Raw genomic sequence first — 19,891 nt, forward strand, 5'->3', positions numbered from 1 at the left:
TTTCCAAAAAGCTACATTCCCTAATTATTTTCGCTTTTTCTTGACGATTATATGATAATAACCTATAAAACAAGTAAAAAATACATACACCCCCGCAAGACCGCTATCTCAACCGTCGTCCTTACAACGATTTACTTCACTTGATATAGAAATAGTCCACAACTTAAGGTCTCTACTCAAAAGATAGGACTATTTCGAGCACCTGAATCTGAAGCACAGACCAAAAATTAGATTTAAACAACCAAATACAATAATATCTATTTTTGAAAGAATTTCCACAAACAGCGAAAGATTATTTCAAAAATCAATCGAATTTCAATATTTTTGCAGCTTAAAATCACACAATGAAACAATTTATCCTTTGTTTACAGTTGGCGTTTTTACTCCTTATCGGACAAGGACACGCTCAGCAAAAGCTATATAAAATTTCATATCAATTTGCTGATCCTGAAACGGGAACAGATACCGCATCTTCAGAATTCATCAAAATATTGGCTGGAAATAATGAAGCATTAATGCAGGCCTTCATCACCAAAGACCAGATGCGAATTGAAAGTTTATTATTCGGAAAATCGATACAGATCAGCAATATCCACGAAGGCAGCTCTTTTCTACTGGATGAAATAAATAAAACCTATACTGCAACAGAGCTGGCCACCGGCAAACTCATTGAGACTGCCGTAAACGAGGGTGATAATTATGCCTATTCGGGAGATTTTGAGATCAGCTTAGTTCCCGATCAAAAGAAGATAATTGCAGGAATCACCTGCGAAAAAGCAACATTCAATCTAACAGGTAGCCAAGATCCACAAACGGAAATTACCGTTTGGTATGCACCAAAATTGCCAAAGTTATACTGGGGCACTTACGATTATCTCGAAAAAGTGCCCGGGGCAGCGCTCTATATCGGATCGGCCGGGCTCGGAATACAAGCGACCAAGGTGGAAGAAATAACATTCGACAAATCACTCTTTGAAATTCCGGCGGATTATGAAGAAGGTGAACCTATTGAAGAAGCTGTAGATTCCACGCTAAACGACCATTTATCTTGGTATCAAGATTCCAATACAGCATATTTTGGTGTACAGGACAGCTTAGAAAACAAATTAACACCAGCAAAGTATACGGCAATATATAGCTATGTAGGAGACTATGCCATCGTAACTGATGCAGCACAAATGTTTGGCTTAATAGACATACACGGCAAAGAAGTTATTCCATGTCAATATGAATCGCTCAGTTTAGAAACCGAAGGCGGTCCAGTAGTTTATATGAGAGATCTTAAGTATGGCCTGTTGGATACAAACGGTAAAATATTGCTGCAGGCCAAATATGACTTTATTTCAGTTCCTAGCCCAGAATATGCACTTTTTACGGAAGGAGAACATACGGGTATCATGGATCAAAAAGGCGCTGTTTTACTTCCTGCCAAATATGAAACCATTTCGGATTATCGCGATAACCTCGCGTTAATTTTAGTCAACCAATCCTACCAGCTTATTAATAAAACTGGGCATAATCAACTTAAAACGGATTATGAGTTCCTATCGTTTGCGGGTGAAAGACTTCTACTGGCATTTAATGACAATAAATATGGGTACATTGATTACACAGGAAAAGTCGTTGTTCCATTTAAATTACAAAATGCCCAAGCTTTTGAAAACGGGCTAGCGCTTGTAACGGAGGATCTAGAGAATTTTTACTATATTGACGCAAAAGGGAAGTTTATCAAGAAATATGAAGAGTAATCCACAGACATTCTACTTGTCGACGTTGCATCGTGGAAAATACATGTTAATCTTGCTGATTTCAATCTTTTTGATCGGAATGGGGATGTCTAAAGTTCCCATACAAGAAATTCTCAAGATTATTATTGCTCTTTTAATGATTCCTTTAGCACTGTATCTGGCCATAAAGTCTTCGACTTTGTCATCGACTTGGGTCTTGGATGAAAATACACTTCAGATAAGCAATGCTAAAAAAACAATCGTTTTCCCTTTGAATAATATTTCTCATATCAGAAATCTTAAACGTTCCGGTGGCAACCTGATCATTATCAACCAAAACAAAGGGCCAGCCTTTCGTACCTGGCGCAACAAACTATTTCAAAAGGAAGATGATCTTCCCCTGCTAACGGAAGCCCTAAAGGACGCTAACATCGAATATTACGACCTATAAATTCTTTCTTCCTTCGGTAACATTTGTTACAGGCTTTTGCAAAGGCAGTATGTACCTTTGTAACATCACTTAAGGACATTGTTATGCTATTGGAATACATCAAACAACCATGGCCCTGGTATATTTCAGGACCTTTAATTGCACTGGTCATGTACCTGCTGCTCAAACAGGGAAAGGATTTTGGCATGTCCAATAATCTGCGCACCATGTGTACTGTATTAGGGGCCGGAAAGACTTCCTCTTTTTTCAGATTCGATTGGAAGACCCAGTCCTGGAATTTATTGGTGGTACTTGGGACAGCTATTGGCGGTTTTATTGCACATAATTTTTTGAGCGACGGCACTGCAAGCCAGATTAATTCCAAAAGTGTTGCCGACTTAAAAGAGCTGGGTATTATCGACCATCTACAAGGCTACCTTCCTGAATCCATTTTCATTTTCGACGGATCTTTGTTTCAGTTTCTACTTTTAAGTATTGGCGGTGTATTGATTGGATTTGGAACACGCTATGCTGGTGGATGTTCATCAGGCCATGCTATTTCTGGACTTAGCAATTTTCAGCTTCCTTCTTTGATCGCCGTTATAGGTTTCTTCCTAGGTGGGATCATTATGGTTCATTTTTTATTTCCGCTAATTTTCGCATAAATGAAAGCATTAAAATTTATTTTCATTGGTATATTGTTTGGCATCATCTTATACAAATCGGAAGCCGCATCATGGTATAGAATCTACGAAATGTTTCAATTTCGTTCCTTTCATATGTATGGGATTATCGGTACAGCACTGACCACAGCAATTATAATCGTACAAATCATCAAGAGAAAACAAATCAAAGATAGTAACGGGATGCAAATAGCATTCTATGACAAAGACAAAAGTATTACACGATATCTGCTCGGGGGAACAATCTTTGGCTTAGGATGGGCATTGACAGGCGCTTGTCCAGGACCAATGTTTGCCCTAATCGGTGCTGGTTATTGGACTCTAGGAATCGTCCTTCTTTTCGCTTTGTTGGGTACTTGGCTTTATGGTGTCTTGCGCAATAAGTTGCCGCACTAGTTTTAACTAGCTGCTTTACAGTAAATTAATCACATACCCGAAATCTGACTGACGCCTGTACCACTAGTTAAAATTTTAGAAAAAGAAAATGGAATTAATATTTATAGCTGGTTTTATATTAGCTGTTCTGGTCGGTCTATCAATGGGTTTGATGGGTAGCGGCGGAAGTATTCTAACATTGCCAATATTTGTTTATATTTTTCATATAGAACCTCAATATGCATTGGACTATTCGCTGTTTTCTATAGGAATATTAGCCTTGGTCGGATCAATTTCTCCATTGCAAAAAAGAGAAATTGACCTGAAAACTACGGCCATTTTTCTCTTTCCATCGCTAATTTCGGTCTATTTGACCAAGCGTTATCTCCTTGTAGCCATACCAGAGTCATTCCACCTGGGCGAAATAGCGATCTCCAGAAACCATATTATCATGCTGCTTTTCTCGATTGTGATTCTGATTTCTGCGACAGCAATGGTACGAAGACGTAAACAGGTTCAGCACGATCGATTCAGAGGTGGAATTGGCCAGATTTTCAACGTTGTCCTCGTCGGATTGCTCGTCGGTATCATGACCGGCCTGGTGGGTGCAGGAGGAGGCTTTATCATTGTACCGGCCCTCGTATTACTCTTAGGAATTCCACTTAAGCAGGCCATTGCCACCTCGTTGTTTATCATCGGTTTAAACGCCTCATTCGGTTTGATCGCTAATTATCAGTTCCTGGAACATATGAATTGGTTTATATTGGTTACCTTTACGTTAATCACTTTAATAGGCCTCCAAATTGGTTCCAAATGGAAAGACAAATTAGATGCGGCAAAATTGAAAGGTATTTTTGGGTACTTTTTAATTAGTATCGGCATCCTAATCTTTGCTTTCGAATTCATTCAATTTGTAAATCATTAAAATCACACGTTATGTTTTTTCAACACATTTTTGAGTCATCTTTAGCACATTCGAGTTATATCATTGGTTGTCAAGCCAAGGGTGTAGCGCTAGTCATTGACCCTAAAAGAGATGTAGACAGCTATCTTGAGATTGCACAAAAGAATAATCTGACCATAACCCATATTGCGGAAACGCATATACATGCCGACTACCTTTCAGGTACACTAGAATTAGCCGCATTGACAGGTGCCCAACCTTATCTATCCGATGAAGGTGGAGAAGATTGGCAATATGAATTTCCACATATTGGATTAAAACATAGAGATCAATTTCAAGTTGGAAATCTGATTTTCCAGGTTATCCATACACCCGGACATACGCCCGAGAGTATCAGTTTTATATTGATTGATACGCCTGCAACCATGGAGCCAGTCATGATATTTACAGGTGATTTTGTATTTGTTGGAGATATCGGACGCCCAGATCTGTTAGAAAATGCAGCGGGAATGATCGGAACCAAGGAAATTGGAGCCCACCAAATGTACCGATCGTTGCAACATTTCTTGGCTCTACCTGATCATATTCAAGTATGGCCTGCACACGGAGCCGGATCCGCTTGTGGAAAGGCGCTAGGCGCCGTTCCGAGTTCAACAGTTGGTTATGAAAAAATACGAAACTGGGCGCTTCAATACCAAAACAACGAAACAGCCTTCGTGGAAGAGCTATTATCAGGACAGCCCGAACCGCCACGCTATTTTGCCATGATGAAAAAACTCAACAAAATAGCACGGCCTTTGCAAACGGCAGTTCCTCAGTACAACAAGTTAACGAACGAAACTTTTCTGGGTTTATACCATAAAGGAACAACTATCATTGATACACGCCATAAGTTTGAGTTTGCCAAAGGATATCTCCCCAATAGCATCAATATTCAGAATAACAAAACGTTTAATACCTGGGCTGGTTGGATCCTTAATTACACGGATCCTTTTATACTCATTGTAGAGGAAAGCCAATTGGACGACATTGCCCGCAAGCTTATGCGCATTGGATTGGATCATGTCGCTGGATATGTTACGCCTGATACGATTCCTCATTTGGGGATTCCATTGGAACATCAGCAACTCATCGGTTTCGAAGAGATGAATAGTGTATTGGGCAAATCCGACATCCAAATACTTGATGTGCGCAATGCCAGTGAGTTTTCAGAGGGCCATTTACCGCATGCGACTCATATCTTTGTTGGTACAATTGCAGACAATCTTAACCAAATTGATCGAAATAAACAGCTGTACCTGCATTGTCAGTCTGGAGACCGAGCAACCATAGCGGCATCCATATTGGCAAAAAATGGTATTAAGGACGTCAAAATTTATAGTCCTTCCATCAATGAATGGAAATTAAAGGGTGGAACATTGGTACAATAACATGTAAAAAAGATCCCGGGATATTTTATCCTGGGATCTTTTTTTAAAGAACCAAGCTATACGATCGAACTTTAGCTGCCACTGCATTCAATATAGAGCAACTCAGCTCGGCGGTATGTTTCGTTTATAGACTATTTCTATTGATCCGCAAGAATTCGATGATCTCATCCTTCTTCTCTTCCATCTTGCCTTTCTTTTCTGTAAATTGATGGTTATAGATGGTCAGGTACTGATGGTCGTCCGTTTCAGATTCATATAATTCGGCAGTGGCAAAAGAGAAATGCTCTTCTTCATCCGAAAGATGGTCATACACATAGGCAAAATCATGATTACCCAAGGAGCTTACCACAGCATCTTTATCCGCTACGAATTTTAACCTTCCCGGCAATGTCCGCTTATTCATCCATGTTTCGTCTTTTTCAGAAAAAGGATAAATAGTAATACCCCTGAATGCCATAATAATTGGGGTAATCAGAATAATACCCATTTCAATCGCCCACACGGCCCACAACATACCGCCCGAAACCGGACTCTTTTTCAAAGTAAAAGTGCCGACTTCATTTAAACCCTGCATCGCTTCCCAAATAAATGAAGGGTGTAAGAAAAACGCCTTAAACCCCTCCAGATTAAAAGACGATTTTACCCAGGTATCTCCGCCCATTGTCCCCTCCGCATTGTACATCAGCGACACAAAAAGAGCCCACTGGGCATAAAAGCCTAAAATTGCAATCAGCAAAGTAATCAATATTGCAATGCCCTTATTTCTTAATTTCCATTGTTTGAAACAGAAGTTAAGAACATAGAATATTCCAGCACCAAATCCCAATGTAATAAATACATTAAAATAAATAATAGGAATAAACCATTGTAAGGCGATGTATACAATTGCCAATACAACGGCACTAATTGCACCTAAGACCAGAGAGCCAATAAATGCCAACGCAGGAGCCTTTCCCGAGGGCTTATAATATAGATTTTCCATAAAAACAGTAAAATTGATTTTTAACTTAACAGATAAATCCCCTAACCAAAACCAAGCCAATTCTCCAAAGACCAGTCAATTTTCGTCAAGATTTAATGACATTAACTTCGTTACATTCGTTTAAGTGCCATTTATTGAGACAATTTTGTAAGTTTGGGGCATGAAAATCAAAATAATATCCTTTTTTACACTTGCATGTGTATTAAATATTTGGGGGGCAGTAGCGAAGGCCCAAAGAAAAGGATTCTGGCAACAGAAAGTTGACTACAACATGGATGTCAACGTGGATGAAAAAGCATATCAGTACGATGGAAAAATGACCTTGAAGTACAGCAATAATTCAGGGCAGTCACTAAAAAAGGTATATTTCCATTTATATTTCAATGCTTTTCAACCAGGATCGATGATGGACTATCGATTAAAAAACATAAGTGACCCCGACAAGCGAATGGTCACTAACTTGGGTACAAAAGAAAAACCGGCATATCAAAGTCGCATCGGAGAACTGAAAGCCAATCAAACTGGTTACCAGAAAATTAAAACCCTAACGGTCAATGGTGCCAACACAACATTTAAAATTGATGGAACTATTTTGGAGGTAACTTTACCAGTTGCGATCCAAGATGGGGAAACAGCACGTTTTGATATGGAATGGACCGCACAAGTTCCGGAACAAATCAGAAGAACTGGCCGAAATTCGGCCGAAGGTGTAGCACTATCTATGGCGCAATGGTATCCAAAAATGGCTCAATTCGATGAATTCGGCTGGCATTTGGATGAATATACAGGTCGCGAATTCATTGCCCCTTTCGGCAATTTTGACGTTACCATACACCTCAATAAAAATTATGTCGTTGGTGCCTCTGGTGTTCTTCAAAATCCATCAGATGTTAAAGGCTATCAACCAAAAGCAAAAGTAAAAGCCGTCGACAATAAAGCAACGTGGCACTATAAGGCCCAAAATATCCATGATTTTGTATGGGCAGCAGACCCTAAATTTGTCGTGGATTCCGCTTCAAGTAAAAATGGTATAAAAGTGTATACCGTATTCTTGCCAACAGACAAAGAAGTGATCTCGAATTGGAAAACAGCAATAGGCCTTTCTACCGAATTCTTTGACTTCTGTAGTGCGAAGTTTGGTAAATATCCATGGCCAACTTATACCATCATTCAAGGTGGAGATGGCGGAATGGAATATGGTACAGCTACGCTTATCACAGGTGGCCGCAATCTAAAAAGCCTTGTCGGTGTAATATTCCATGAATCGGCGCACTCTTGGTACCAACAATTGTTTGGGATCAACGAAACCGTAGATGAATGGTTTGATGAAGGCTTCACATCTTATGTCGAAGAGTTAGCTATGCAGCATATCTTTGAAAAAAGAGGTGCCATAGCATCTAACCCGCAAATTGCAGCCTACCGTGGATATTATAAATTGGCCCTTTCAGGTAAAGAAGAACCGATGAGTTTACTGGCAGATTATTATAACACCAACTATGGCTACAGCAACGAAGCATACAACAAAGGTGCCGTGCTTGCAGAGCAGTTGGGTTATATTATTGGTCAGGAAAATTTAGAAAAAACCTTCTTGAAATTTTATGACATCTGGAAGTTTAAACATCCGACACCAAATGATTTCAAACGCGTTGCTGAAGATGTTTCCGGTATCAATTTAAAATGGTATTTCAATCTGTTTATCAATACAACACGTCAAATCGATTACGCCATTGAAAAAGTAACAGATACAGAAATCCTATTGGCCAATAAGTCCAATTTTGCCATGCCACTGGATGTTCTGGTAGAATACACCGATGGAAGCAAAGAATTATTTTATATCCCTTTGCGTGAAATGCGCGGAGAAAAACCAGAAGAGCATTTTGACATTTACAAAGGTGTTAAAAGAACCGTGCTTGAGGATTGGTTCTGGACCAAACCGGACTATACTATCCATGTATCGAAAACACCAAAAACGGTAACAATTGATCCTTCATTGCGATTAGCGGATGTAGAATCGGCAAACAACAGTTTTAGTAAGTAACTACATATATTTCCCATTATCCGAACAGATGGGAAAATCAAGACAGCTTCCAAACCCAATATATACGACGCGGTTTGGAAGCTGTTTTTTAATTCCGTGGATTATATACTCTTAAGGGGAATAACCATATTCCATGTACGTTCAAATTGATAGGGCTCTGAACCATCCCCGGTTGCCGCAAACAAATGAGTAGGCTTCCCATTTTCAAATAGTAAAAACGGTCGTTCAAAATTGGCCTGATGACTCGTCGTGCCATCATCCCATTGAATTGTTTTAGAATAAGCTTTTACAGACTTCGAAAGATGCCAATCTATGCCATCCTTCGAATAAGCATGTATCCCGCCCCCCTCTTCACCGCAGATCTTTCCGTAACGGTCCTTCATAATAAGTTCAAACTGCTGACCGTTATACCAGACAAATGGATCTTCTACATCATTTTCATGGTTTTGGTCCGTATGGAATGAAAAAATAGGCTTGTCCGATAAACGGCGATAAGGTCCGAGGAAAGAATCCGCTTGCGCGGCTCCCAATAAAAGTGGTGGATTATAATTTACTGGGGAAGATTTATAAACTAAATAAACCTTTCCGTTCGGTAAGACAACTGGCGAAGGATTTGATGTAATGGAGGCATCCCATTCCCCTTTTCGGGGATTCAAAATCGGTTGATCAACTCTTTTCCATGGCCCTGCAATTGACTTGGAATAGGCCATCCCAATACGTTTATGCATCCAGGCTTTCTGGCCTAAGCCCGACTCCCATACGTTTTCTGTAAAAGAGGGATTTGGTTCGTCATAATTATTGCCAAAGTAATAAAGCACATAATAGTCACCATTTTTTACAATTCGAGGATTGTGTGTTGTACAGCCATCAAAATATTGCTTCCCCCGGGCAGGCAGTACAACTTCAACAAATTCGTATGGCCCTTCAGCGGTATCTGAAATAGCCCTGACGACTTCGGAGTTTGTCACCCAATTACCAAAGCCATATTGTTTGCTCCAACGCGAAGCAAACATATGATATCGTCCATCTTCTCCTTTTATGACCGATGGGTCCCAAATCCAATAATCTTTCATCGCAAATCCTCCTCCTTTTGGCGCCGGTAATAACTTATCTATAAAGGAGTCTTCAAGACTGTCCCCCCAAGCATATCCATGGTTTGAAAATATGAAGAAGCCAGAAACACCGGCTACATTTTTTAGAAAGTCTCGACGGGAGGTTTTCATACGTTTTACTTTTATTAGAAGAAAATAATTCGTTTTTTAATCTATTTGATAAGCTCCCATGAAATAATTTACACGAGCCTGATACCTATAGCTTTTCGATTTTTTCAGAAGGAAACTTTTGAATTCACTCCTCCTTCATCAGACATTAGGTGCTATATTGGTGCTTTCTACCAACAAATATTGACAACAAGATAAAGAATAACTAGCTTGTTGTCAACCTTCTTTTAGATGATTCTTCCATACTATTGCACTTTCTTTTTAAATCCTTAATGAGCGTGCGGAAAAGCCATGCGAAGATTTCAGGTACGCATAGTCGAAAGAAGAAAAAATAAAGGGCGATTTGGTCAGGTCTTGGTATATTTGTCCCCATGATTTATGTCCATATCCCCTTCTGTAAACAGGCTTGTCATTACTGTGACTTCCATTTTAGCACTTCACTACAATACAAAAGTGAGATGATCAATGCCATACGACGGGAAATTGAGCTCAGAGCAGCCTATTTGGAAGACAAAAAGGTCGAATCGATCTATTTTGGTGGTGGCACGCCATCCTTATTGGAAGCTGAAGAGATCGCACGGATCATCGATACGATAGCAATGCATTTTGACATCGTAAATCAGGCTGAAATTACGCTGGAAGCAAACCCCGACGATCTAAATGCGGCCAAAGTAAACAGTCTGCGGAATACAGCAATCAATCGATTCAGCATAGGCATACAGTCTTTCTTTGAAGAGGATCTTAAATGGATGAACAGAGCACATAATCAGCAGGAAGCACTGGCTTCTATCATGCGGGTGCAAGATGCGGGCTTTGAAAATATTACCTGTGATCTTATTTATGGCTACCCGCTGTTGACTGATGAGAAATGGCGCCACAATATGCAACAGCTGATTGACTTTGAAATTCCCCATATTTCTTCGTATTCCATGACCGTAGAAAATAAGACAGCATTGGATCACTTTATTAAAAAAGGCTTAAGTCCGGCTATAGATTCAGATCAGGCAGCGGATCAGATGAGTCTTCTTATCCATACATTGAAAGCCGCGGGATATGAACAATATGAAATTTCCAATTTTGCAAAAAATGGCCGTTATGCGCGTCACAACACAAATTATTGGAAAGGTAAACATTATCTTGGTATAGGTCCTTCGGCACATTCGTTCAATGGAACTTCCAGAGCTTGGAATGTTTCCAACAACGCAAAATATATGACCTCAATCAATTCAAACCAACTTCCCCTGGAAATTGAGGAGCTTTCTACGCTGGACCAGATCAACGAAAGTATCATGACTTCACTGAGAACCATGTGGGGACTGGATTTGATTGCGCTGGAAAGTAAATTCGGGCAATCTGTCAAAAATCGTGTATTGAAAGATGCAGAACCATTTCTAGCAGAGAAAAATCTCGTTTTGGAAGAAAACAAATTACGCTTGACGGATCCCGGTAAATTAATGGCCGATCATATCATGTCTGAATTATTCATAATAGAGGATTAACAAATAAATCACTAATATTTTATTAAAATAATAATATTACAAGTATTTACATTTAAAAAATTACGAAAATAAAAATATAAATCTATTTTCTAGGCGGTTTGTACTATGTTTGCAACATAATCTATTATAAAATTATGATGTCACACAAGCCATCTTTTGATTTAGAGATCAAAAGTTACAGAGAGCAACAAAACGCTGCCGTAAGCTTAATTCAAATTGTCAGTAACCTGTGGTATAACCACGCTATTGAACTTGTATTTTTTCGAAATCAACTCATTGATGTAAAATCGAGTTCAATTCTCAACCTGATCAAGGAAAGCGTCCTCCTTACCGACGAGCCATTCAATATTTTTGACACCCTTCACACAGCACAGGTATTGGAAAAACTCACGCTATCACCTGCGCGTATCGATATCGGAAAACTCACCTTACAGGGCAAGAAACAGACTATTGACAACAACGATCTGCCTAGTTTTATTACAAATGAATTGAAAGATATCAATCAACAAGCGGAATTAAAACCACGCGATGTTGTGCTTTATGGATTTGGTCGTATCGGCCGTTTACTCGCCCGAGAGCTTATGCATAAAGCCGGTGCTGGACAGCAGCTTCGCCTTCGTGCCATTGTAACGCGAGACGCCAATGATAGCAAGTCCATATTGAAAAGAGCGACACTATTAAAAACAGATTCCATACATGGTGCGTTCGAAGGCGACGTACAGGTCGACATTCCAAATCAGGCACTTATTATCAATGGCATCACTGTCCACCTTATCTCTGCCAAACAGCCAGAGGACATCGATTATACCTATTATGGAATACAGCATGCTTTAGTCGTCGACAATACGGGTGCTTTTCGAGATGAGCAAGAACTGAGTCGCCACCTGAAATCCAAAGGTACCGCCCAAGTTTTATTGACAGCACCCGGGAAAGGTATTCCAAATATCGTATACGCAGTCAACGAAAATGATATTGACGTGCAAAAGCATGCGATCTTTTCCGCCGCTTCCTGTACGACCAACGCAATATCCCCTATTTTGGCGGTCCTTGAAAATAAAATAGGCATTGAAAAAGGGCATATCGAAACCATACATTCCTATACTAACGACCAGAATCTTGTCGACAATATGCACAAGAAGTCCAGACGGGGCCGTGCCGCAGCGCTCAATATGGTGATCACAGAAACTGGAGCGGGGGCTGCCGTTTCAAAAGTATTGCCTTCACTGAAGGGCAAACTGACCTCCAATGCCATTCGCGTTCCCGTGCCAAATGGATCATTGGCAATTTTAAATCTCGAAATTAAATCTAAAACTACCGTCGAAGAAATCAATGCACTTTTAAAAGAGGCATCACTACAGGGTGACCTTGTCGAACAGATTAAATTTTCTAAAGACAATGAACTCGTTTCTTCCGATATCATCGGCTCCGCTGCCGCTGCGATCGTGGATGCTCCAGCGACGATAGTCTCGGCAGATGGCAGGAATGTCATTCTATATGTCTGGTACGACAATGAATACGGATATTCCCATCAGGTAATGCGCTTATCTCGTCATATTACCGGCGTAAGAAGATATACCTATTATTAGGGACCAGTAAAGCATCAAGAAGAACAAGAATAAATAAATCACGCGGAACCTGTGGAATATAGGCGGCGGCAGTACAGCTACCGCTTATATTTTTACGGGATTGCTTTTGAGGTATTTCATAATGATCGGTGTTGCTCCTGCTTTCTGCAGAACATATTCACGGGCCAGTTTTCCGGCCTTTTGACGGACAGTCTGATCTTGCAAAACAGCAAAGACTTTCTTTAATTCTTTAGCACTGGCAATGGCGAAACCTGATCCATTTTGCACAAGATCTTTCGCCTCCTGAAACTTCTTGAAATTTGGTCCAAATAGAACCGGTATGCCATAAGTTGCGGCTTCGAGTGTGTTATGTATCCCCACGCCAAAACCACCACCAATATAGGCCAGTTGGCCATACCCGTACAAAGACGAAAGCATACCAATGTTATCGATAACCAATACCTTTGAATCGGCTATTATTGCGTCATCGTAGGTAGTCATGTCCGAAAAGCGGAGTGCCTTCGGCCAAAGGTTAAAAATGCTCGCTAAATGTGATTCATTAATTTCATGCGGAGCCAAGATCAGCTTATAGTCTGAATTATCCAGAAGCAATTCCTGTAGAGCCTGCTCATCCTCGGGCCAGGTACTTCCTGCAACCAAGGCCGGATTTTCACCAATAAATTGGCTGATCTCGGGAATCATTTTTCTGCTTTTAGGAATGTCTACTACACGATCAAAACGTGTATCTCCGGCTAACCCGGCATTCCGTATCCCAAATTCTTTCAAAAGACGTACACTCTCTTCATTTTGCACAAAGAAGTAAGTCACATAACTTAAAATTTTCAGAAAAAAAGTACCATAGGCCTGAAAGAAAATCTGATCGGGTCTAAATATTGCTGAGATCAAAAACAAGGGAATGCCCCGTCTATGCAGGCCTTCAAAAAAATAATACCAATATTCATATTTCGTAAACACAGCGAAACTTGGATTGATCAAGTCGAGAAAAAGCCGGGCGTGCTGAGCAGTATCGTAGGGGAGATAAAAAACATAATCGGCCAAAGCAGTGTTTTTTCTGATTTCATAGCCAGAGGGAGAGTAAAATGTTACAATTATTTTATGATCCAAATAATTATTTTTCACCGCTTCCAGGACAGGTCTTCCTTGCTCAAATTCCCCCAATGAAGCAAAGTGAAACCAAATATGTTTTTGGGAAGAATCAACCGTTTGTTTCATCCTCGAATACCAGTCTTTTCGTCCCTCTACCATGAGCTTGGCTTTGGCATGAAAAGGAGCCAAAATACGCAGTAAGAGTCCATAAAGAAAGATTCCAATTGAATAAAGCAAACGCATGTTTTTAAAATAATGTTTATCTTAGTCAAAGATATTAAACCCATTTCATTAAACGGAACCATTGAGTGGAAAATAAACATCGCAAACGGATTTTGATAACAGGAGCAGCTGGCTTCCTCGGTTCTCACCTTTGCGATCGCTTTATTGCGGAAGATTACGATGTAATTGGAATGGACAACCTAATTACCGGAGATCTACAGAATATAGCACATCTATTTAAGTTGGAAAATTTTGACTTCTATCATCACGATGTCTCAAAATTTGTCCACGTTCCCGGGCACTTGGATTATATCCTGCATTTCGCTTCGCCAGCCAGTCCCGTTGATTACCTTAAAATTCCGATACAAACATTGAAGGTAGGATCCTTGGGCACACATAATCTCTTGGGCCTAGCGCGTGCTAAACAAGCACGCATTTTGGTAGCCTCCACCTCTGAGGTTTATGGCGACCCACTGGTTTCACCACAATCCGAGGACTACTGGGGCAATGTAAATCCCGTGGGACCTCGCGGTGTATACGATGAAGCGAAGCGCTTCCAAGAGGCGATAACGATGGCCTATCACAATGCACATGGTCTGGAGACCCGTATTGTCAGGATATTTAACACCTTTGGTTCCAGAATGCGTCTCAATGACGGCCGAGCTATCCCCACCTTTATCGCACAAGCGATACGTGGCGAAGACATCACGATTTTTGGGGATGGTTCACAAACACGATCATTCTGTTATATTGACGACCAGGTCGAAGGCATCTTTCGCTTGCTGCATTCGGCATGTGCAACACCTATAAATATTGGTAATCCAGACGAAATCAGCTTGCTACAATTGGCCCATGAAATTGTCGAATTGACAGACAGCTCGAGTAAAATCGTCTACGAACCATTGCCGGTTGATGATCCCAAACAACGGAAACCCGATATTGGCTTGGCCAAATCAAAATTAGCTTGGGAACCTCAAATAGACCGAAAAACAGGATTGAAAAAAACCATAGAATTTTACAAAAAGATCCCTTTGGATACCTTATCACATAAAGACTTTACTTACTATAATCAACAATAATGAACAAAAAAATACTAGTCACAGGAGGAACAGGTTATATCGGTTCGCACACAGTAGTCGAACTACATAAAGCAGGATATGTACCTGTCATCGTGGATGATCTGTCCAATTCAAACATCAAAATTTTGGATCAGGTTGAGAAGATCATCGGCGTTAGACCTGAATTTCACCAATTTGACCTTTGTGACACAGACCGCGTGAATGAATTTGTAAAAAACAATACCGATATCTCAGGAATTATCCATTTTGCGGCCTCTAAAGCAGTAGGTGAATCTGTACAGAAGCCTTTGAAATATTACCACAACAATTTCTTCTCGTTAATTAACTTATTAGAGGCATATCAAAATAAGCCTATTAATTTTGTCTTTTCTTCAAGCTGTACCGTATATGGTGAGCCAGACTACTTACCTGTAGACGAGAGTGCTCCCGTGAAAAAGGCAACCTCTCCTTATGGAAATACAAAACAAATTGCTGAAGAAATCCTACAGGAAACTGCTGCTGCATATGACAACTACAATATTATTGCGCTCCGTTATTTCAACCCTGTAGGTGCACATGAGTCGGCATTGATCGGTGAATTACCAAACGGTGTTCCTCAGAACCTGCTTCCTTTTATCACACAAACAGCCATTGGAAAAAGAGAAAAATTAACGGTATTCGGCTCTGATTACGACACACCGGATGGATCTTGTATCCGCGACTATATCCACGTTGTTGATTTAGCAAAAGCTCACGTTGCAGCAATCAGATTATTGGAAAAAGGCAACCCGAACGGAAAATACGATGTCTTTAATGTGGGAACAGGAAATGGATATTCTGTCCTTGAAGCGATCAAGGCTTTTGAGAAAGCTTCAGGACAAAAACTAAATTACGAATTTGGTCCACGTCGTGACGGAGATATCATCAAGGTTTATGGGGACGTCACTAAATCGGCCAATCAGTTGCATTGGAAAGCAGCACTTGGTATTGATGAAATGATGGCTTCTGCCTGGGCATGGGAAAAAAATCTGAAGGAAAATCCATTAGATTAAACAATAGCCTCTGCTGCTACAGCAAAGCATTATACTCAGCTTAACTTTATATGACCGTCTTAAAAACTGAGACGGTCATCTTTTTGGCTCCCAAAGGGTCTATCTGCCAACTGAAGGTCAACATTAAACAAACTCTTTGTCGGAAATATATTCCATAAGCACTCCGGCCTGATCTCCAAGCTTCTTTTTCAAGCGCTGCATAGATTTTTTTATCGCGTCTGGAGTAACCCCCAATACGTTGGCTACTTCCTTATTATTTAGCCCCAGTTTCATAAGCACAATTACCCTCAGATTGGATTCCGTTATATCGGGAAATCTAGATTGTATATCCTGGAGTAAATTGGGAAATTCTTTTACAATCAATAATTTAAATTCCTGCCATTTCTCTTCAGTGATGAGATGTGACTGCAACAATATTTTTAGCTCCTCGCGATCTTTTTCAACAACATTCCCTTTTTCTTCAAGCATCGCAGAAAGTACATTTATCTGTTCATTATTGCGCTTAAGATAAGCGACGTACTCTTCCACTTGGCTTTTAGAGCTCACCAGTTCCCTGTCTAATTCCGCTTTTGTATACTTTAAATTAAGAAGCTGATATTCATAGTCACGTATCCGTTTTCTAGCACGGGATCGAACAGCATTATAAATAAAAAAGAATAAGACCAATACCAATAAACTTAATATTAGCCATAATCGTCTCTCAGCTTGCTTTTTCTTAATAACAGCTTGTGCCAGCGATAATTTATCGGCATACTTTTGCTTGTCGGCCATAAACTTCAATTGGGACAATACTGGATCACCATCTAAAAAGCGTAGTGAGTCTTGGAGACGTTCTATCCTTCTTCGTGCATTCAGCTCACGACCTATATCGTTACTTTGCATAGCCAAATTCAACTTGTGAATCTCAAGTTCAAGTATTGTCTTCTTATCATCCGAGCCCAACAAAAGGGACTCAGCTTCCGCAATCATATGACGAACATCCTTCGTTTCCTTATTCGCTATATCTAATCGAATCCGCATCATTAAGGCAAAGATTGTATTTCGGTCATTCCCAAGAGATCTGGAAATCTCAAGATCTTTATCTAGAAGCAATAAAGCCTTATGGTAATCCTTCATACCTTCAAACACAGCAGCCTGATTCCCTAAAATCTTCGCGTAGCGTAATGAGTCATTTTCTGAAAGTGCTAAAGTTTGAGCCAATTCAAAAATTTTCATTGCCTGCAAGGTATCACCACCACTTTTCAGAGTCAGTACACCTAAATTGTCTAAGATTTCAGCTTTCAATTTCGGTGAAATTTGTTCTTCTCGTTGCCCTAATTCCAGATATTTAATTCCAGAAGTATAATCACCTAAAGTTCCAAAAAAATAGCCAAGCTTCTTGTAAGTTTGTGTTAGGTCTAAAACAAGTTCTTTCGGTATATCTTCGAGCCCTTTCTCTCCTTCCAAGATAAAAGGTAATGCCTCAGAGGCTTTCAGACATCGATATAAGTAAAAGCCATACATTACCTTTACCCAAACGCGTACGTTTTGATAGCTATAGCCTTCTTCAAGGTCCAGCGCTTTTAAATAGTATTTATCACTAAAGTTATTTCTTGCACCCTCGTCATTAAACGACTGATCCGCCAATAAACAATAATAGATTGCCAAAAGTGCCTTATCATTTTTTCGTACCGCTTGGCTAAAATATGGCGCAAGATACTTGCTCAACGACAGACTAGAGGATTGATACTGCGCTGATTCTTTTATAATTGTTTCGTAAAAGTTCTTCTCTTCTATCGAGGAATTGGAATCCATTAAATCCATCCCATAGACAACACGACAAGGTATGATTGTTAGGAAAAGAAAAAATAGAAGACATCGAAACATATCGGCACAGGCATTGAATTTCGCAATAAAAATAAAAAATAATTTTAATTAAATCATCATGAGAAAAAATCAACCAACTACAAACACTGTTAAGATTGAGACCGTACTCGTGCCTTACACTCTTCGATTAAAAAGAAGAATAGTGCATTAAATAATATCCTACTATTGTTCGCGAATTAAACAGAGAAGCCACTTTTTAAAAAACCTTGTGACTATTCACAAAAACCGGTGAGATTATTCTTCTGACCAATAGTATTACTTGTCATCAAAAAAATGATAAATTTGATCTGGTGTAATAGCTTTCGTTAATTGGACATCATATTCATTTTTATCTGCAATAACATCAATTGGATTAAAAAAAGATAGTCCGACACGCTGTACACCAACTTTACAGGACGAGAAAAAACGGTCATAAAACCCCTTCCCATAACCTACCCTGTATCCGAAAAGATCAAAAATTAACAATGGCACTATAATCATATCAATAACCGATGAAGCGACCTTAATGCCAGATATTGGCTCTGGAATACCCCAGCTGTTCATCTCAAATAGTGTATGCTCATCCAATATGAAATGTTGCATCGAATAATCATCAAAATTAGATCGCGAAACAACGATCTTTATCTGTGGAAAAAACTCTTGAACATAATTTATTATTAAATATGTATTGGGTTCGTGGTATTTTCCTATAGGAATGAAAATATGCAAAAATTCGACCCCTGAGAGATCAAGCTTTGTAAACCGCGAAAGTAGTTGTTCATTGAGCGCAGTTTCTTCCTCTAAAGACAATTGACATCGCTTAGTTTTATACTCAAGTCTCAATTCTTGTTTCGATTTCATTTGTAAAATAGTTATTTCCAAAATTTATTTCTCTTTCTTACCAAAAGCCCCATTAAATTCCATCACCTATGCCAAGATCAATCAAAAATAGCATTCCTTCCAATTCAATTTTTATTTAAGCTTCAAAAGCGATTAGAGTTTTTTGTTCAGAATAGAAAAACCAGGTGGTAAACCGAGTCTAGTATTACAAAAAACGGCCTTGTAGCGAGCGCTAACAAGACCGAATAATCAACCTAAACCTAAAATCTTTATATTATTTTACGCGCTCGATATAATTACCTGTTTGCGTATCAACTCTTACTTTCTCACCTTGATTAATGAACAACGGCACCATAATTTCAACACCAGTCTCTACAGTTGCTTTTTTCAATGCATTTGTAGAAGTATCTCCTTTTACAGCCGGTTCAGTATATGTAATTTCTAACTCAACACTTTTTGGAGCTTCTGCCATGATAGGCTCATCACTTTCAAAAGCAATAATTACAGTCATTCCTTCTTTCAAGAAGCGTGCAGAATCACCAAATAAAAATTTCGGAATATTAAACTGCTCATATGTATTATTGTCCATTACAACGAAGAAATCGCCATCATCATATAGATACTGATAATCATTCGTTTCTACACGTGCAATCTCGACAGACTCATCAACTCTAAAACGGTATTCAACTAACTTACCAGTTTTAACATTACGCATTCTAGCTTGATAAAAAGCACGTAAATTACCTGGTGTACGGTGTATATATTCCTCTACGGATACTAATTCTCCGTTAAATCTTAAGATATTTCCTGATTTTACCTCTGATGCCTTAGCCATTCTTTGAATTGAACTTTAAACGGTTATCTCATTATTGAGTCGTCAAAAGTACAAAAACTAATTGTGTTATTAAAATTTC

17 protein-coding genes are annotated in these 19,891 nt (G+C 39.5%); 11 read left to right on the forward strand and 6 right to left on the reverse strand.

What is annotated here, in order from left to right:
• Window positions 1-344: 344 nt before the first annotated feature.
• From HS960_RS18825 to HS960_RS18850, 6 genes are all read left to right on the forward strand, one after another.
• A complete protein-coding gene (locus tag HS960_RS18825) occupies window positions 345-1,748 on the forward strand; it encodes a WG repeat-containing protein (RefSeq protein ID WP_182330340.1) in 1,404 nt (467 codons plus the stop codon).
• Window positions 1,738-2,178, forward strand: a complete 441-nt coding sequence (locus tag HS960_RS18830; RefSeq protein ID WP_182330341.1) for a hypothetical protein — start codon at window positions 1,738-1,740, stop codon at window positions 2,176-2,178. The genes HS960_RS18825 and HS960_RS18830 overlap by 11 nt, the downstream gene beginning before the upstream one ends.
• 83 nt (window positions 2,179-2,261) lie before the next feature.
• Window positions 2,262-2,822 (forward strand): YeeE/YedE family protein, encoded by a 561-nt coding sequence (locus tag HS960_RS18835; protein ID WP_198386026.1) that lies wholly within the window; start codon window positions 2,262-2,264, stop codon window positions 2,820-2,822.
• Window positions 2,823-3,236: a DUF6691 family protein gene (locus HS960_RS18840; RefSeq protein ID WP_182330343.1), complete on the forward strand. Its 414-nt coding sequence runs from the start codon at window positions 2,823-2,825 to the stop codon at window positions 3,234-3,236.
• 88 nt (window positions 3,237-3,324) lie between these two features.
• A complete protein-coding gene (locus HS960_RS18845; protein ID WP_182330345.1) occupies window positions 3,325-4,140 on the forward strand; it encodes a sulfite exporter TauE/SafE family protein in 816 nt (271 codons plus the stop codon).
• Between the two features lie 11 nt (window positions 4,141-4,151).
• Entirely contained in the window at window positions 4,152-5,549 is a 1,398-nt protein-coding gene (locus HS960_RS18850; protein WP_182330347.1) for an MBL fold metallo-hydrolase, read from the forward strand.
• Between the two features lie 124 nt (window positions 5,550-5,673).
• Here the strand turns inward: HS960_RS18850 and HS960_RS18855 are convergent, their stop codons facing one another.
• On the reverse strand, window positions 5,674-6,531 hold the full coding sequence (locus tag HS960_RS18855) for a hypothetical protein (protein ID WP_153844868.1): 858 nt from the start codon (window positions 6,529-6,531) through the stop codon (window positions 5,674-5,676).
• Between the two features lie 160 nt (window positions 6,532-6,691).
• On the opposite strand from HS960_RS18855, the gene HS960_RS18860 reads away from it, so the two are divergent.
• Window positions 6,692-8,569 carry a M1 family metallopeptidase gene (locus HS960_RS18860; protein WP_182330349.1) on the forward strand — a complete coding sequence of 626 codons (1,878 nt, stop codon included), beginning with the start codon at window positions 6,692-6,694 and terminating at the stop codon, window positions 8,567-8,569.
• Window positions 8,570-8,670: 101 nt separating this feature from the next.
• On the opposite strand, the gene HS960_RS18865 is transcribed toward HS960_RS18860, so the two are convergent.
• Window positions 8,671-9,792 (reverse strand): glycoside hydrolase family protein, encoded by a 1,122-nt coding sequence (locus HS960_RS18865; RefSeq protein ID WP_202883702.1) that lies wholly within the window; start codon window positions 9,790-9,792, stop codon window positions 8,671-8,673.
• Between the two features lie 368 nt (window positions 9,793-10,160).
• Between HS960_RS18865 and hemW the strand changes: the two genes are divergently transcribed.
• Together hemW and HS960_RS18875 are read left to right on the forward strand one after the other, a co-directional pair.
• Entirely contained in the window at window positions 10,161-11,288 is a 1,128-nt protein-coding gene (gene hemW, locus HS960_RS18870; protein ID WP_153844866.1) for a radical SAM family heme chaperone HemW, read from the forward strand.
• 134 nt (window positions 11,289-11,422) lie between these two features.
• A complete protein-coding gene (locus tag HS960_RS18875; RefSeq protein ID WP_228280076.1) occupies window positions 11,423-12,874 on the forward strand; it encodes a glyceraldehyde-3-phosphate dehydrogenase in 1,452 nt (483 codons plus the stop codon).
• A gap of 84 nt (window positions 12,875-12,958) precedes the next feature.
• Here HS960_RS18875 and HS960_RS18880 read toward each other — a convergent pair whose 3' ends face one another.
• On the reverse strand, window positions 12,959-14,203 hold the full coding sequence (locus HS960_RS18880) for a 3-deoxy-D-manno-octulosonic acid transferase (protein WP_182330351.1): 1,245 nt from the start codon (window positions 14,201-14,203) through the stop codon (window positions 12,959-12,961).
• A 65-nt stretch (window positions 14,204-14,268) separates the two neighbouring features.
• Between HS960_RS18880 and HS960_RS18885 the strand changes: the two genes are divergently transcribed.
• Together HS960_RS18885 and galE are read left to right on the forward strand one after the other, a co-directional pair.
• Window positions 14,269-15,261 (forward strand): UDP-glucuronic acid decarboxylase family protein, encoded by a 993-nt coding sequence (locus HS960_RS18885; protein WP_120333049.1) that lies wholly within the window; start codon window positions 14,269-14,271, stop codon window positions 15,259-15,261.
• Window positions 15,261-16,292 (forward strand): UDP-glucose 4-epimerase GalE, encoded by a 1,032-nt coding sequence (gene galE / locus HS960_RS18890; RefSeq protein WP_153844864.1) that lies wholly within the window; start codon window positions 15,261-15,263, stop codon window positions 16,290-16,292. The genes HS960_RS18885 and galE overlap by 1 nt, the downstream gene beginning before the upstream one ends.
• 123 nt (window positions 16,293-16,415) lie before the next feature.
• On the opposite strand, the gene HS960_RS18895 is transcribed toward galE, so the two are convergent.
• The 3 genes from HS960_RS18895 to efp all read right to left on the reverse strand — a co-directional run bounded on the left by HS960_RS18895 (window position 16,416) and on the right by efp (window position 19,812).
• Window positions 16,416-18,086, reverse strand: coding sequence for a helix-turn-helix transcriptional regulator (locus HS960_RS18895; protein ID WP_153844863.1), 1,671 nt, complete (start codon window positions 18,084-18,086; stop codon window positions 16,416-16,418).
• 327 nt (window positions 18,087-18,413) lie between these two features.
• Window positions 18,414-18,998, reverse strand: coding sequence for a 5-formyltetrahydrofolate cyclo-ligase (locus tag HS960_RS18900; RefSeq protein WP_153844862.1), 585 nt, complete (start codon window positions 18,996-18,998; stop codon window positions 18,414-18,416).
• 253 nt (window positions 18,999-19,251) lie between these two features.
• Entirely contained in the window at window positions 19,252-19,812 is a 561-nt protein-coding gene (gene efp / locus HS960_RS18905) for an elongation factor P (RefSeq protein ID WP_153844861.1), read from the reverse strand.
• Between the last annotated feature and the right edge of the window lie 79 nt (window positions 19,813-19,891).

The organism is Sphingobacterium paramultivorum, from assembly GCF_014109745.1.
Lineage (GTDB): Bacteria > Bacteroidota > Bacteroidia > Sphingobacteriales > Sphingobacteriaceae > Sphingobacterium > Sphingobacterium paramultivorum.